At 32.9% G+C, this 15,831-nt stretch carries 13 protein-coding genes; 11 read left to right on the forward strand and 2 right to left on the reverse strand.

The features are described from left to right. Positions 1-2 precede the first annotated feature (2 nt). From ACQY1Q_RS02145 to ACQY1Q_RS02190, 10 genes are all read left to right on the forward strand, one after another. Positions 3-293, forward strand: coding sequence for a chaperone modulator CbpM (locus tag ACQY1Q_RS02145; protein WP_431003637.1), 291 nt, complete (start codon positions 3-5; stop codon positions 291-293). A 206-nt stretch (positions 294-499) separates the two neighbouring features. After that, positions 500-1,111, forward strand: a complete 612-nt coding sequence (locus ACQY1Q_RS02150; protein WP_431003638.1) for a TetR/AcrR family transcriptional regulator — start codon at positions 500-502, stop codon at positions 1,109-1,111. A 101-nt stretch (positions 1,112-1,212) separates the two neighbouring features. Continuing rightward, complete coding sequence (locus ACQY1Q_RS02155; protein WP_431003639.1) at positions 1,213-2,472, forward strand: TolC family protein; 1,260 nt, start codon at positions 1,213-1,215, stop codon at positions 2,470-2,472. 73 nt (positions 2,473-2,545) lie between these two features. Continuing rightward, positions 2,546-3,439: an HlyD family secretion protein gene (locus tag ACQY1Q_RS02160; RefSeq protein ID WP_431003640.1), complete on the forward strand. Its 894-nt coding sequence runs from the start codon at positions 2,546-2,548 to the stop codon at positions 3,437-3,439. Positions 3,440-3,444: 5 nt separating this feature from the next. Then, positions 3,445-4,347 carry an ABC transporter ATP-binding protein gene (locus ACQY1Q_RS02165; RefSeq protein ID WP_431003641.1) on the forward strand — a complete coding sequence of 301 codons (903 nt, stop codon included), beginning with the start codon at positions 3,445-3,447 and terminating at the stop codon, positions 4,345-4,347. Beyond that, entirely contained in the window at positions 4,347-5,075 is a 729-nt protein-coding gene (locus ACQY1Q_RS02170; protein WP_431003715.1) for an ABC transporter ATP-binding protein, read from the forward strand. Before ACQY1Q_RS02165 ends, ACQY1Q_RS02170 begins: the two co-directional genes overlap by 1 nt. Continuing rightward, positions 5,072-6,178 carry an ABC transporter permease gene (locus tag ACQY1Q_RS02175; protein ID WP_431003642.1) on the forward strand — a complete coding sequence of 369 codons (1,107 nt, stop codon included), beginning with the start codon at positions 5,072-5,074 and terminating at the stop codon, positions 6,176-6,178. The genes ACQY1Q_RS02170 and ACQY1Q_RS02175 overlap by 4 nt, the downstream gene beginning before the upstream one ends. Before the next feature lie 433 nt (positions 6,179-6,611). Continuing rightward, on the forward strand, positions 6,612-7,733 hold the full coding sequence (locus tag ACQY1Q_RS02180) for an ABC transporter permease (RefSeq protein WP_431003643.1): 1,122 nt from the start codon (positions 6,612-6,614) through the stop codon (positions 7,731-7,733). A 603-nt stretch (positions 7,734-8,336) separates the two neighbouring features. After that, on the forward strand, positions 8,337-9,449 hold the full coding sequence (locus ACQY1Q_RS02185) for an AAA family ATPase (RefSeq protein ID WP_431003644.1): 1,113 nt from the start codon (positions 8,337-8,339) through the stop codon (positions 9,447-9,449). 4 nt (positions 9,450-9,453) lie between these two features. Then, the gene (locus ACQY1Q_RS02190) at positions 9,454-11,775 is read left to right on the forward strand and encodes a S8 family peptidase (protein ID WP_431003645.1); all 2,322 of its coding nucleotides are present in this window, start codon (positions 9,454-9,456) and stop codon (positions 11,773-11,775) included. 233 nt (positions 11,776-12,008) lie between these two features. On the opposite strand, the gene ACQY1Q_RS02195 is transcribed toward ACQY1Q_RS02190, so the two are convergent. Beyond that, positions 12,009-12,293 (reverse strand): hypothetical protein, encoded by a 285-nt coding sequence (locus ACQY1Q_RS02195; RefSeq protein ID WP_431003646.1) that lies wholly within the window; start codon positions 12,291-12,293, stop codon positions 12,009-12,011. A 367-nt stretch (positions 12,294-12,660) separates the two neighbouring features. Between ACQY1Q_RS02195 and ACQY1Q_RS02200 the strand changes: the two genes are divergently transcribed. Continuing rightward, positions 12,661-13,371: a hypothetical protein gene (locus ACQY1Q_RS02200; protein WP_431003647.1), complete on the forward strand. Its 711-nt coding sequence runs from the start codon at positions 12,661-12,663 to the stop codon at positions 13,369-13,371. Between the two features lie 670 nt (positions 13,372-14,041). Here the strand turns inward: ACQY1Q_RS02200 and mnmE are convergent. Next, complete coding sequence (gene mnmE / locus ACQY1Q_RS02205; protein ID WP_431003648.1) at positions 14,042-15,436, reverse strand: tRNA uridine-5-carboxymethylaminomethyl(34) synthesis GTPase MnmE; 1,395 nt, start codon at positions 15,434-15,436, stop codon at positions 14,042-14,044. Positions 15,437-15,831 lie beyond the last annotated feature (395 nt).

Here is a 15,831-nt window from a genome sequence, read left to right on the forward strand (position 1 = left end):
AAATGAACGATAAAGAACTAATAAGCATACAAAAGATTATTCATCATCATAATTTAGACGAGCAATTTATAGAAAGCATTGAATCTTTTCAGCTCATAGAGTTTGTAGTTAAAGATGCCGATAAATACCTGTATGTAGAACAATTACCTAGGTTAGAAAAAATAATCAGGCTGTATTATGATTTAGAGGTCAATATGCAAGGTATAGATGTAATTAATAACATGCTAAGTAAAATGAACTCAATGCACAAAACCATACAACAGTTACAAAATAAATTAAAATTATACGAATAAAATAGAGTATCGTTGTTTGAAAATGCATCTTATTTCTATTACTAATAGATAAAAAACATCACTACTATATTACTTATTTAACAAGTACTTTTCGTTAAAAACAAAGCTAACAACTTAAAATTTAAGGACTAATTGTATTTCGAAACTAGTTTTTTGTATCTTTGTTAACCAAATGGTTAAACTTTATGGTTAACTTAGATTAAAGTATGGCAAAGCAGAAAGACAATAAAACAGAAGAACAAATATTAACAGCAGCACAAGAAATTTTTCAATCAAAGGGAATGGATGGCGCACGAATGCAGGAAATAGCAGATAAAGCAAGTATTAATAAAGCCATGTTACATTATTACTATAGAAGTAAGCAACTATTATTTGAAGCAGTATTTAAAAAAGCATTCTCATTATTAGCACCACAATTAAATGCCATCCTCAATGACGATTCTACCATAGAAGAAAAAATAAAAAACTTTACCCACAACTATCTTAGTTTTATGATAAAACACCCGTACTTACCAAATTTTATCATCCAAGAACTGAATAGAAAGCCACAATTTATTGAAGAGATAAAAAGCAATGTATTTTTTCCTAAACTCGATAAGTTTAAAAAGCAAGTAGAAAAAGAAGTTGCTACCGGAAGCATCAGACCTATAAGTGCAGAACAACTATTTATTAATATCATATCACTAAACATTTTCCCTTTTTTAGGAGCGCCCCTAATAAAAGCACTTGCTAATGTTGATGATGAAAATTATAAAGTTTTACTGGAAAGCAGAAAAAAAGAAGTATCGGAATTTATAATTAATGCGATAAAAAAATAGAAAGCAACTTCAAAGCGGAATGTAGCATAACAAGCAAACCGCTTTAACTAAAGAAAATGTATTAAAATAAAATAAAGAAAGTTTAATTTAAAGGTATTCTTGTGAAAAATACACTATTAGTAACCCTATTATTTTTAACAACAATAATAGGATATAGTCAGCAAACACTCAGTTTAGAGAATTGCTATGATAAGTTAAAAGAAAACTATCCGTTGGTAAAACAACAAGCAATTTTAGACCAACAAAAAGAAAAGGAACTTTCGGTTATAAAAACCAACACCTTACCTCAGCTACGTCTTAATGCTCAAGCAACCTATCAATCAGAAGTAACAGAAGTACCGTTTCCTAACACAGGCATAGAACCATTAAACAAAGACCAGTACAGAGCTACCCTCACTGCTAATCAATTACTATACAACGGAGGTAGAATTAAGGCAACGCAAGACTTGCAAAATATAACCACAGATAAAAAACACCAAGAAGTTGAGGTACACCTTTATCAATTAAAACAACGAGTAAACCAACTTTATTTTTCAATACTACTCATTGACGATCAATTAAAACTAATAGAAGTAAGAAAACAACAACTGACAAGCAAGTTAAAAGAAATAAAATCAGGAATAAGCAATGGTGTTTTGTTACCTACATCCGATAAAATACTGGAAGCAGAACTATTAAAACTACAACAACAAACCAAAGCAATTAAGAACAATAGAGCAACCCTAATTTATTCGTTAGCAACCCTAATAGGAGTTCCCGTTAATGCAGAAACAAAATTTCAAAAACCAACCATCATTCTAGCAAAAAATACGGTGTTAAACCGACCGGAATTAGAACTGTTTAACTTACAAAAACAAGAAATAGAGCAGCAAAAAGAAATACTATCCAAAGCAATAGTACCGGAACTCAACGGATTTGCAACCGGAGGTTATGGAAATCCGGGGCTCAATATGCTTAAAAATGATTTTAGACCCTACTATATCATAGGCGTACAACTAAATTGGAATGTGTTTGATTGGAATGGGAATAAGAAAAAAAGAGAAGCCTTAAACTTTTCAAAAGAACTGGTAGATGCCCAAGAAGAAGTATTTAAACTAAACACCAACACAGCCTTAAATGAACAACAAAAAGAAATAGAAACGTTAGAAGACGCTATGGTAATTGATGAACAACTAATGACTTTACAAAAAGAAGTAGTGGCAGCATCAGACGCTCAATTAAAAAACGGAGTCATAACACCATCACAGTATATTATAGAGTTAACTAAACTCTATGAAACAGAAAACATGTACAATCAACATAAAATACAATTAGCATTAACTAAAGCCAATTACAATACGATAAAAGGAGATACTAAATAGAGTCAAAAGTCAAAAAGTTAGCAGTTACTAATAATTATTGACAATTGATAACCAATAACCTAAGTTTATTCAAATGAAATCGATACAATACATAACACTGTTACTATGGGTAACTATATTTTTTTCCAATTGCAAAAACAATAGCGATAAAGCAGACGGATACGGAAATTTTGAAGCTACAGAAATAACCATTTCAGCAGAAAATACAGGAAAATTAATAAGCTTTCAAATAGAAGAAGGCGCTGTTGTAAAACAAAACGAATTCGTTGGCTGTATAGACACCATTCCGTTACATCTGAAAAAAGAACAATTACTAATTCAAAAAGAAGTAATTAATGCCAAATCTAAAGGCGTTTTATCACAAATCAATGTGTTACAAGCCAAATTAAAAACAGCCAATACTAATAAAACAAGAATACAAAACTTACTAAAAGACAACGCCGGCACACAAAAACAATTAGACGATGTAGATGGAGAAATAGCTGTTTTAAAAAACAGTATTCGCAGTGTTGAAATACAAAATGCACCCGTAGTAAATGAGTTAAAAAATATAGACATACAAATACAACAACTCAATGATCAATTAGAAAAAAGTAAAATTAAGAACCCCGTTCAAGGCACCATATTAGCAAAATATGCAGAACCCAATGAAATTGTAAACTTTGGCAAACCACTGTATAAAATAGCAGACTTATCTACTATGGAGCTCCGCGTATATGTAGGAGAACCCCAATTACCTAACCTAACAATCGGAGGAAAAGTAACCGTTAAAATAGACGATCAAAAAGGAATGAAAACCTATGAAGGAACCATTAGTTGGATAGCTTCTGAAGCCGAGTTTACCCCTAAAATGATCCAAACAAAAGAAGAACGCGTAGCCTTGGTGTACGCCGTTAAAATAAAAGTAAAAAATGACGGCGGTTTAAAAATAGGTATGCCGGCAGAAATGTGGTTAGAACAACAATAAGAACCATGAGCATAATCGTTTCTAACATATCCAAATCCTATAACACCATAAAAGCACTGTCTAACATCTCTTTTAATGTAAAACAAGGAGAACTTTTCGGACTTATAGGACCCGACGGAGCAGGAAAAACAACCTTGTTTCGCATACTTACCACGCTATTAATAGCAGATGAAGGGCAGGCAAGTGTAGCGGGTTTAGACGTACTGAAAGAATACAAAACCATACGAAATAGCGTAGGGTACATGCCCGGACGTTTTTCACTCTATCAAGATTTAACCATAGAAGAAAACCTGCACTTTTTTGCTACTATTTTCGGAACAACCCTAGAAGAAAACTACGAGGTAATAAAAGAAATCTACGTACAAATAGAACCCTTTAAAACCCGAAGAGCAGGAAAACTATCGGGAGGAATGAAACAAAAATTAGCATTGTGTTGCGCACTCATACACAAACCTAAAGTATTATTTTTAGATGAACCAACCACAGGGGTAGACCCGGTATCACGAAAAGAATTTTGGGAAATGCTAAAGCGCTTGCAAAAAAAAGGAATCACCATTTTGGTATCAACCCCCTATATGGATGAAGCCGCATTATGCGGCCGTATAGCACTAATTCAAGGAGGAAATATTTTAGAAATAGACACCCCAAAAGACATTGTCAAACATTTTTCAAAACCGCTGTACAATATAAAGGCAGACGATATGTATCGCTTAATAGAAAGCCTAAAAACATACAAACATACACACAGCATTTTCCCTTTTGGCGAATTTGTACACTATACAGACCAACAACCTATACTGGATGAAGCAAGCTTGGTAACCTATCTAAAACAACAAGAATTAACCAATATTCAAATAGAAAAAACCCAGCCTACCATTGAAGACGTTTTTATGGAACTAGCAAAATGATGAAAACAAACCATGTTATAGAAGTAGAAAACCTAAGTAAGCAGTTTGGTGATTTTATAGCCGTAAACCAAATAAGCTTTCAGGTAAAAACCGGAGAAATCTTTGGATTCTTAGGAGCTAACGGAGCAGGAAAAACTACCGCTATGAAAATGCTGATAGGCATTTCCTCACCAACCTCAGGCAAAGCAAAAGTTGCCGGATTTGATGTATACAAAGAAGCAGAATCTATTAAAAAGAACATAGGGTATATGAGCCAAAAATTTGCGTTGTATGATGATTTAACAGTAAAAGAAAACATCGACTTTTTTAGCGGAATTTACGGACTATCTAAACAACAAATCGAAACAAAAAGAAACGAGTTAATAGAAGAATTAGAACTCCAAAACGTAGCCAACCATTTGGTAGCATCCTTACCCTTAGGATGGAAACAAAAACTGGCATTTTCCGTATCCCTATTACACGAACCTAAAATCGTATTTCTGGATGAACCAACAGGAGGCGTAGATCCTATTACACGACGCCAATTTTGGGAAATGATTTACAAAGCAGCACACAAAGGAACGACCATCTTTGTAACTACCCATTATATGGATGAAGCCGAATACTGTAACCGAGTATCCATCATGGTAAATGGAAAAATAGAAGCCTTGGACACCCCCAAAAAACTAAAAGAACAATTCAATGCAGCTACCATGAACGATGTATTTTTAAAACTAGCCAGAGGATGAAACAATTTATAGGTTTTGTTAGAAAAGAATGCTACCACATCATCAGAGATAAACGCTCGCTGTTTATACTCTTCGGAATGCCCATAGCCCAAATATTACTCTTTGGTTTTGCCATTACTAATGAAATAAACAATGTAAACATAGCCATATTAGACCAGTCTAATGACGCAACAACCAAAGAAATTACCAATAAAATAGAAGCCTCCAAATACTTTAGCATAGTTAGTTATGTACAACAAGAATCTTCTATACCCTCCATATTTCAAAAAGGAAAAGTAAAAGCAGTACTACAATTTGAAAAAAACTTCGGAAACAAGCTCATCAAAGAAAATAAAGCAACCGTACAAGTGTTAACCGATGCCACTGACCCCAATATGGCCAATACCATAAGCAGCTATGTGTTTGCCATACTTAAAAAATACCAGCAAGAACTTAATAAAAACACAACCATACCCTATCAAATAAACAGTCAAAACCGCATGATGTACAATGCAGAACTCAAAAGCGTTTATATGTTTGTACCCGGAGTTATGACCGTGCTGTTAATGTTGGTATCCGCCATGATGACCTCCATTTCAATTACCCGTGAAAAAGAACAAGGCACTATGGAAATTCTGTTAGTATCACCACTAAAACCCTTTCAGGTAATTATAGGAAAAGTATTTCCATATATTTTTCTATCCGTTACCAATGCTTTGATTATTGTACTGTTAAGCATTTTTGTGTTTAATGTGCCCGTGAAAGGTAGCCTGTTACTATTAGGTTTAGAAAGCATTCTGTTCATTACAACCTCGTTAGCATTAGGAATCCTGATTTCAACCATAGCAGGTACACAACAAACCGCTATGATGATATCACTCATGGGATTAATGCTCCCCACCATATTACTATCAGGATTTATTTTCCCTATCAGTAGTATGCCAATGCCATTACAAGTCATCAGTAACATCATACCCGCCAAATGGTTTATTACCATAGTAAGAGGAATTATGTTAAAAGGAATCGGACTCAGTTACGTATTAAAAGAAACCCTGATTTTAATAGCCATGAGCCTGTTTTTTATAAGCCTAAGTATAAAACGATACAAAATAAGATTGGAGTAAAGAAGGAGCAGACCTGTTTAAGATAATTATGATAATACCAGTTGAGGTTTGAAATTACTGTAAAAGAAAATGAAGATTTTTTTCTTTATATAAAGAAGAAAACTAAAGCATAGCCTAAGCTATGGTTTCTTTTTATTCTGAAATAGAAAGGAAAAAAGAACGTTTTATTGCGGTCATTTCAAATTTCAAATGGTATAAGATTAATAGTATACTATTAATACGATTTACGGATAATTTTTTCGTGTATTGTCAGTTCGAGTGATTTTTAAGAATGTAATGAATTAAAAATTATATCGAGAACAAGTGCTATCACTTCTCGATACAAAATTATTTTCATTTTATTCAACTAATTTTACTCGAAGAGACAATAGACCTAAATGCGAAATAATAAACCATAAATCGTATAAACCATTAAGAAGAATAAAATAAACATATGAAAATTATTCTATATATCATTAGAAAAGAATTCAAGCAAATCTTTAGAAATAAAGGAATGCTACCTATAATTTTTATACTCCCCATTTTACAACTGGTTATTTTATCCAATGCAGCCACTTATGAAATAAAAAACATACAACTAGGCTATGTAGATGCAGACCATAGCAGCACTTCCAGAGGATTGATAAAACAATTTGAAGCATCCGACTATTTTAAAATAGCCACTATATTTTCTTCAGAAAAAGAAGCTTCCATAGCCATGCAAGAAGGAAAAATAAATGCCTATATAAACATTCCAACCCATTTTGAAAGAAACCTGCAAAAAAACAAAACCAATAACATAGGAGTATTTATAAACGCAATAGACGGCTCCGCAGCAGGAATAATAAATGTGTACATAACACAAATAATACAAGGATACAATAAAAACATCATCAGTAATTTAATACAGGGGTCGAAAGACATACAAAACCTAAGCACAATAGAGAGTATTCCGTTGTTTTGGTACAACAAAACCCTAAACTATAAAACCTTTATGGTACCCGGAATTTTAGTACTATTAGTAACCATGATAACACTATTTCTATCAGGAATGAATATTGTTAGAGAAAAAGAAATAGGAACCCTAGAACAAATAAATGTAACCCCCATAAAAAAGCACCAATTCATCATCGGTAAACTCTTTCCCTTTTGGGTACTAGGCTTAGGAATACTCACCATAGGCTTACTATTGGCTAAAGTCATTTTTAACATTCCAATACTAGGAAGCTTACCGTTGCTATATTTCTATACCTCCATATACATCTTAGTAATTTTAGGAATGGGCTTGTTCATCTCTAACTTTGCAGACACCCAACAACAAGCTATGTTTATAGCGTGGTTTTTTGCCGTAATATTTATTCTGATGAGTGGCTTATTCACCCCCATAGAAAGCATGCCTAAATGGGCACAAATCCTTACAGAATTCAACCCTATTAAATACTTTGTACAAATGATACGTATGGTAATGCTCAAAGGCTCCGGATGGGCAGACGTTTATCCGTTAATGATAAAAACCATACTATATGCCCTTCTAATGAATACCTTGGCAGTTTGGACCTATAAAAAAACAACCTAAAAACAGGAAGTAGTCAATACCAACAGCTAAAAAACAATACCATTAAATAAGTTTGGACGGTTGTTTTTTAAGTCCTTGAAAATCCCTAATTCCCAATTCCTAATTCCCAGACCCTAACCCCTAATTCCTACATCCTAATTAACAAGGTCAGTTCGAGTGATTTTTATGGAATGCTAATGAGATAAAAATAGTATCGAGAACAAAGAACTACTTCCCAATACAAAAAGTAATAACCTTAGTAAAATCAATGTCTATAGTATTTTAAGGTGGAGTAGTGGTGGAAGATTTTAATTTCTTTTGGTAGGTTTCTGTTTTTTTGTAATTAAATTTGTTCTATATTTTCTTTTATTATTAGGTTCTCCCAATATTATAAAATAACTTCTTTAGATTATTGCTCTAAAATTATGTGTTTATTGATGTTTTGAAATTCTTATTTTGCTTATACTATTTGATTTGTTTTTAATAGCTATTTTGTTATAAATGGATTTGAATGTTTTTTTGTGTTGTTTTATGGTTTTTTTAAAAAAAACCGAACAAAAATTGTTTTTTGTTTTATTTTATTAATACTTTTGTTGTTCAGTAATGCTTTAATAGTTTTTAAAATTGAAACAGTTAACAAAAAAATTCATTATAGACTTAATAAATGCAGGGTTGCTAGGAGAGTCGAGAAAAGTGGAATTAGCAGCTCTTAGTTTAGCAAGGAGTTTTAAAAAAGATCAACCTGATATTTTTAATGATATAAATCAAATAGTTAGTTCTTTTATAATTAATGGAGGAGCAAATATTAGAAGTGTAGGAGAGAGTCCTATTCCTATAGATCATGATTCAAAGTTAGATATGGCTTTTGTAAATCAACCTGACTTGAGTTCTAATCCGATACCAATTTTAACAAAACAAATAAACGATAGAATCGAAGATTTTTTAAATGAAAGAGAAAACATCAACTTGCTAATTGAGAAGAATATAAGACCATCTTCAAGTCTTTTATTAACAGGTTTACCTGGAACAGGAAAAACCATGCTTGCAAAATTTATTGCATCTTCATTAAACAAAAACCTTATAACTTTAGATTTGTCTGCTAGTATATCGAGTTTAATGGGAAAGACCGGAGCCAATCTCAAAAAGGTAATTGAGTATGCGAAAAATAATTCTTCTGTTCTTTTGTTTGATGAGTTTGACGCAATAGCTAAGAAAAGAGATGATAACACAGATTTGGGAGAAATAAAAAGAGTTGTTAATATACTTCTTATGGAGCTCGAAGATTGGCCTATCTCTTCATTATTCATTGCAACAAGTAATCACCCTGAGTTATTAGATAAAGCAATTTGGAGAAGATTTGACCATTCAATTGAAATTCCAATTCCAGATCAAGGAACTAGATTGCAAATTTTAAAAAAAGAATTAGGAGACTTTTTTGATAACACGGATTTATCCTTGGATATTCTAGAGCCTATATCAAGCTTACATGAGGGGAAAAGTGCAGCCGATATTTGTAAATATGCAAACAATGTTAAACGGAGAAATGTATTAAAAAATGAGTCCCTTATATTTTCGTTATTTGAAGAGATTGAGGGGTTTAGAGAAGACAAGAAACTTAGGGCTGTTTTTTGTATTACAGCAAAAGAGTTATTAAAGGATAAAATTACAGTAAGAGAACTCTCAAAAATTACTGGACTAAGTATTTCAGGAGTACAACATCATCTATCAAAGCAATAAAATTATGGATAAAAGAAAAAGACCAATCTTATACAATGGTGAAATTTATGGAAAGCCAATCGAAAAAAGTGGTGGATTTGGGGAAAAGCATTTTCCAATAAGCTATGATCAGGCAAGAGAAACAATTTTAAGCAATATTCGGGAAACTAAAATGGTAATAGAGGACATGCCAAGCACGTCCAGGTTGCCTAATGAAATTGTTTTAAGTATGATAATACATCCTGATTTTCTTGCTAAGTCATATTATCCGAAGACATTATTTAATGATATTGGTAATGGAGAAGGGCTAGTTGAAATTGGTTCTAGAATTTGGAGACCAAAATCTGAATATGAGATTAAACCAAATAATGAACTTAATTTATCTAAAATGTTTTTTGTAAGGACAACTGAAGAAAGTTTAAATAGGTTTGAGCAAAAACTACATAGAAAGCCAAGTACACTTAGGAACTCTTTCATTAAGGATATACAAAAAGTTACATCATTAGGTTTAATGCCTCAAAATGAACAAATATTCGGGATTTCTGATGATTGGAATGAAGGGCGGTTGGAAGTAGTGCTTCATCCCTTTAATATTGATAGAGGTAAATCACTTAATCATTTTATTGGTTTAATTCAAAAATCAGGAATTGATGAAAGGTATTTAAAGTATAAACAATATGAAAATGGTATATCATTTATAAGTCTTCGGGGAAACAGAAGTTTATTAGAAAATATTAAAGGATACAACCCTCTTAGAACATTGCATCCTTTAGAAATGAGAAGTTTACCTCAATTGAGCAGAGGAACTTTGACGAATGGTGCACCAAAACCACCCGTATTCCAGAAAAAACCTGAAATAACAGTGGGTGTTATTGATGGAGGAATCAATGATCAAAACCCTTTTCTAAAGAACTATTCAGAATCAGAAGTTAGTGTAAATGGACAGTTATTGCCTGGAGGGATAGATCACGGGACGCAAGTTTCTGGTGCAGTGTTGTATGGACCTCTCAATAAATTTGGGAAAAATGATGTATTGCCAGAGCCTCCTTTGTCAATAAAAAGCTTCGGTGTTTTAACAAACCAAACTAAAGACCCCGATTTATATGATGTAATAGACGCTATAGAGACTATTATTCCTAATAATAAAGCTATCTCAGTATACAATCTTAGTTTAGGTCCAAAAGGACCAATTTATGACGATAGCATATCGAGGTTTACATTTTCATGTGACCAATTAAGTAAAAAATATAATATACTTTTCTGTATAGCTGTAGGTAATGATGGAGATGTTGATGGTTATGATAGGATACAATCTCCTTCTGACTCTGTAAACAATTTGGCTGTAGGTGCTTATACCAAGAAGGATGGAGAGATAGTGAGAGCTCCATATAGTAGTATCGGTCCGGGTAGGGAAGGTAATAAAATGAAGCCAGATATAATGGCATTTGGAGGGTGTGATCAACACCCGATACATTTAATATCAAATACCGTTGGAAAAAAATCATGGAATATGGGAACGAGTTTTGCAAGTCCTCTTGTTGCACGAAATGCAGCATTACTAGTTGGTGAATCTAATGGTGTAATTTCTCCTTTGGTAGCGAAAACTCTTTTAATTCATAGAGCAGTGAAAAAAGAAAAGACTTATTCTTATGAAATGGGGCATGGTTCAATGTTGGATAGTATTGATGATATTACAAATTGTGGTGAAAATTCATATACTTTGATCTATAAAGGAGAAATCCAAACAGGAAAATATGCTGAATTTCCAATACCATGGGATGAGTCTATAGATGAAGGAACTGTAGAGTTCAATTGGACAGCTTCGGTTCTTACAGATGTAGATCATTTGAGTTCAGATGATTATACTTCATCAACTGTTGAAACAACTTTCTACCCAAATAAAAATAAATATCAATTTAAAAATGTAAATAATATTGAAATTGACGGGAAGATTCCTAAGACCAAAATTATTGATATTGTAGCGAATCAAAAGGAATATGAGGTTTTACTTGAACAAGGTTGGGAGCAGTCAAAATATCCAGTTACAAATTCTGCCGTTACACAGTTTAAATCTGAATCGGAATTAAGAAACGATTTAAAATGGGATAGCTTGGATATAAGAAGTATAAATAAAAAGGCAAATGGAATAAGTAATCCAGTTTTTCATATACATGCTTTAGGAAGGGGAAACAGAGCAAAAAATGATAAAGTTAGTTTTTCTTTGTTATTATCGGTTAGAGCTCCAAAAGCCAAAGTTGATATCTATAACAAAATCCTTAATAAATATAGTGCTCTTGTGCCGCTAAGAATTGAAACTAATGTTGATATTCAAGTAAATAATAATTAGTGTAATTAATTGTTTTTTTAAGTTTTTGCAATTTATGTAAAAAAAAACTTAAAGGATTCTGAAGAATGTTTGTAAGAATAAAAAAGCTGATGATATACGTTATCTCTAGCTTTTTTGTTTTTATGAACTCTTTAATTTTGCCTGTTGTTATAAAGTGTAACTATTTCTTAAATTTATAACGCAAAAATAAAGGCTTATCATAACGTTCGGCAACCATTCTGTATACATCATTACTAATACGCTCTTTTAGTACTTTTTAATACAACATAAATTTCTTCGGAATTATATAACCTTTCGAGCTGTTCAATATTTTTCCCTTTTGAATATTTTAAGTAGAATATTTCTAACAAGCCACTAGGAACATCTAACAAGCCACTAGGAACGTCTAACAAGGCACTAGGAGTGTCTAACAAGGCACTAGGAATGTCTAACAAGGCACTAGGAACGTCTAACAAGGCACTAGGAATGTCTAACAAGGCACTAGGAATATCTAACAAGGCGCTAGGAACGTCTAACAAGGTACTAGGAACGTATAACAAGCCTAAAGAACCCTATTATTTTATAAAAAGCTTAAGAATAACGAGTTACAAAAGTTAAATAGCTGTTAAAAACAGCCAGTGCAACCATATAAGTTTGATTATTAAATAAATAACTCCTAAGTTTAAACATGAAAATAAAGTCAGTTAAAGGTTAGCAAACCGTTTAACAAAAACAAAAGCTAAAGAAGAAAGAGTTGAAAAAGAAACAAAAGCTATAAAAATACTCCCATAAATTCTTAAAACATAGAAAAAAGGATAACGAAACAGCAAAAGTTTCTATATCGAATCCATTCTTCCCCATACTGGCAATTTTCAATAAAAATTGTATAACGTAAACCAAATTGTTATGGCATCAACATCACAAAAATCATTGGCAAGCAGACTAGGAAATGCTAAAAAACTAAAAACCATTGTAAACAACTTTACCAATTACCAACCACCGGTAGAAGAAGCCTCTGTAGCAAAACTAACTGAAACTATAGAACAAATAGAAACCCTGCAAACCCAATACAACAATGTAAAAGCCGACTATACGCTAAAAACAAACGAACGAAAAAAGATTTTTACAGAAAATGACAATGCTATCGACAGGCAACTGGCACCCATAAGAGCCTTTGTTGAAGCACTAAAAGGAAAAGACAGTGTAGAACTCACACAAATAAGTACCCTCATTAACAAAATTCGCGGTCAAGCATCCAAAAAAACAACCAACAAAGAAGAAACCGACACCAAAACCATTAGCCAAATAGAAAGAACCTATGCAAGCAGAGTAGCCAACTTTAAAAATATGATAGACCTGCTAAGTAGCTTAGGAGAAACATACAACCCAATCAATGAAACCCTAAGCGTAACCTCATTAAACACCTTGGCAACAGAGGCAGAAGCAAGCTCAGAAGCGGTAGATTTGGCGTTGGCTACCTTAAAACCCGTTACAGAACAAAGACAAGGACTCTACAACACCTTAAGCAAGCAAACACAAAGCATAAAAAACTTTGTAAAAGCACAATACGGACAAACCTCCAACGAATACAAACAAATAAAAGGGCTAACTATTTAAAAACAAACCTCGTAAAAGCAAAATTTACGAGGTTTTTTAGTTTCTTTTTATCAAGAAAAAGAAAAGTACATTACCATAAAAAACAATACAAACCATATTTCTTTTCCAAATGAAAAAAAGCTATACCCCTAAGTTGTACTATATTTATGCTAAACAGAATAGTTGACAAATAAACAGCTAAAAAATAATACCATTAGATAAGTATGGACGGTTATTTTTTAAGTCCTTGAAAATTCCTAATTCCTACATCCTAATTCCTACGTCCTACGTCCTAACTCCTAATTAACAAGGTCAGTTCGAGTGATTTTTAGAGAAGTAAGTTTCATTATTAAGTCCATTCCGTTCAAGCGAAGAAATACTAAAGAAAGAATATCAGTTTATAAAAAAGAATGCAATATGTTAAGGTTTAATAAATAACTTCCCAATACAGAAAGCAAGAATCCTTAAAAAATAAAAAAGCTATACCTCTAAGCTGTACTATATTTATGCTAAACAGAATAGTTGACAAATAAACAGCTAATAAAATAATAGCATAAAACAAGTTTAGACGGTTATTTTTTAAGTCTTTGAAAATCCCTAATTCCCAATTCCTACGTCCTAATTAACAAGGTCAGTTCGAGTGATTTTTATGGAATGTTAATGACATAAAAATAGTATCGAGAACAAAGAACTACTTCCCAATACAAAAATTCCCGAAAATATGACCTAAAATATCCTTATCAACATCATACTCACCGGTAATATTTCCTAAATGACGCAAACACTCACGAATATCAATAGCAAATAAATCAGAAGAAATATCCAGTTCAATACCCTGTTTAACAGATTCAATACTCTCTAAAGCAAGCGTTAAAGCCTCAAAATGACGCGAATTAGTCACAATAGTCTCATTATTACTTAAAGCCCCGGTATTCACCAACGAAGTAAGTTCCTGTTCTAACGTATCAATACCAATCTTCTGTTTAGCAGAAAGCAATACCAAATCAGAAATTTGTGCAGTTAAAGAAGCCAATTGCTCCTCAGAAATAGTATCAATTTTATTAGCAATAGTTAACAAACGCTTATGCGGAAAACGCTCTTTAATCGCAGCAATTTCCTGAAGAAAAGACTCAGGAGCCTCAATAAACTTCTGAGCAGAAATTAAAAAGATAATCAATTGTGCATTTTCAGCCTTTTCAAAAGCCTTTTGAATACCAATACTCTCAACAACATCTTCCGTTTCTCTAATACCCGCAGTGTCAATAAAACGAAACACCACGCCATTAATAACCACTTCATCCTCAATAGCATCACGCGTAGTTCCGGCAATATCAGAAACAATAGCACGCTCCTCATTTAACAACGCATTTAACAAAGTAGATTTCCCCACATTAGGCTCTCCGATAATAGCTACGGGAATCCCGTTTTTCATAGCATTACCAAACGCAAAAGAATCAATTAAACGCTTTAAAACAAAAGAAATTTTGGTAACTAACTCCCTAAACTTAGTCCTGTCGGCAAACTCAACATCTTCACCCGAAAAATCCAATTCCAACTCAATCAAAGCAGCAAAATCTAATAACTGACCACGCAATTCCTGTAACTCATTGGTAATACCACCACGCATTTGCTGAATAGCAACCTGATGAGAAGCAGCAGAATTAGAAGCAATCACATCAGCAACAGCTTCTGCCTGACTCAAATCCATCTTACCATTTAAAAAAGCACGCATGGTAAACTCACCATTATCTGCCATTCTACAACCATTTTGTAAAAACAACTGAATAATTTCTTGCTGAATATAATTAGAACCATGACAAGAAATTTCAACTACGTTTTCACCCGTATACGAATGCGGATTCTTAAAAATTGAAACCAATACCTGATCTATAACACTATTATTATGAACTAGATGCCCCAAATGTAACGTATGCGATTTTTGCTGTACCAGTGATTTATTTTTCTTAACAGAAGAAAAAAATGAATCAACAAGTTCAATAGACTTTTCACCTGATAAACGAATAACAGCAATGGCTCCCACACCCGCAGGAGTCGCTAAAGCAACAATAGTATCATTTTGAATCATGCTGCAAATATACGCAGTCAAAAATCTTGAGGCAAATGAGGAACATTCCAAAACATTTAAAAAATAAAGCCTGATGTTTAGATGAAGAAATAAAAGTGTGGTGCGTAGCACAACGCATGAAGCTCCGAAAGAAAATGGTGTAGTAATTTCCTACGTTTGCACTTGATTTTTGTTTCTTTTTATCAAGAAAAAGAAAGATAGGCTAAATAAATACAAAGGTAATCTATGACATTTCCCAATAAATATAAACTCATAGCAAAGTAAAGACCTTCACCATAGCAGTCTTTTAAAATAGATCAGTAGGTTTCATCATTATAAACGTTGCGTTCAAACGAAGAAGAGAAGTGCAGTGCGTAGCACAACGCATGAAGCTCCGAAAGAGAATGATGTGGAGC

The sequence above is a fragment of the Tenacibaculum sp. TC6 genome (assembly GCF_050606265.1).
In the GTDB taxonomy this organism is placed as follows: Bacteria; Bacteroidota; Bacteroidia; order Flavobacteriales; family Flavobacteriaceae; genus Polaribacter.

Coding starts and splice junctions, on each gene's coding strand:
- ACQY1Q_RS02165 (WP_431003641.1), top strand. CDS start 3,445: ATGAGCATAATCGTTTCTAACATATCCAAATCCTATAACACCATAAAA.
- ACQY1Q_RS02180 (WP_431003643.1), top strand. CDS start 6,612: ATGAAAATTATTCTATATATCATTAGAAAAGAATTCAAGCAAATCTTT.
- ACQY1Q_RS02200 (WP_431003647.1), top strand. CDS start 12,661: ATGGCATCAACATCACAAAAATCATTGGCAAGCAGACTAGGAAATGCT.
- ACQY1Q_RS02150 (WP_431003638.1), top strand. CDS start 500: ATGGCAAAGCAGAAAGACAATAAAACAGAAGAACAAATATTAACAGCA.
- ACQY1Q_RS02145 (WP_431003637.1), top strand. CDS start 3: ATGAACGATAAAGAACTAATAAGCATACAAAAGATTATTCATCATCAT.
- ACQY1Q_RS02170 (WP_431003715.1), top strand. CDS start 4,347: ATGAAAACAAACCATGTTATAGAAGTAGAAAACCTAAGTAAGCAGTTT.
- mnmE (WP_431003648.1), bottom strand. CDS start 15,436: ATGATTCAAAATGATACTATTGTTGCTTTAGCGACTCCTGCGGGTGTG.
- ACQY1Q_RS02190 (WP_431003645.1), top strand. CDS start 9,454: ATGGATAAAAGAAAAAGACCAATCTTATACAATGGTGAAATTTATGGA.
- ACQY1Q_RS02160 (WP_431003640.1), top strand. CDS start 2,546: ATGAAATCGATACAATACATAACACTGTTACTATGGGTAACTATATTT.
- ACQY1Q_RS02175 (WP_431003642.1), top strand. CDS start 5,072: ATGAAACAATTTATAGGTTTTGTTAGAAAAGAATGCTACCACATCATC.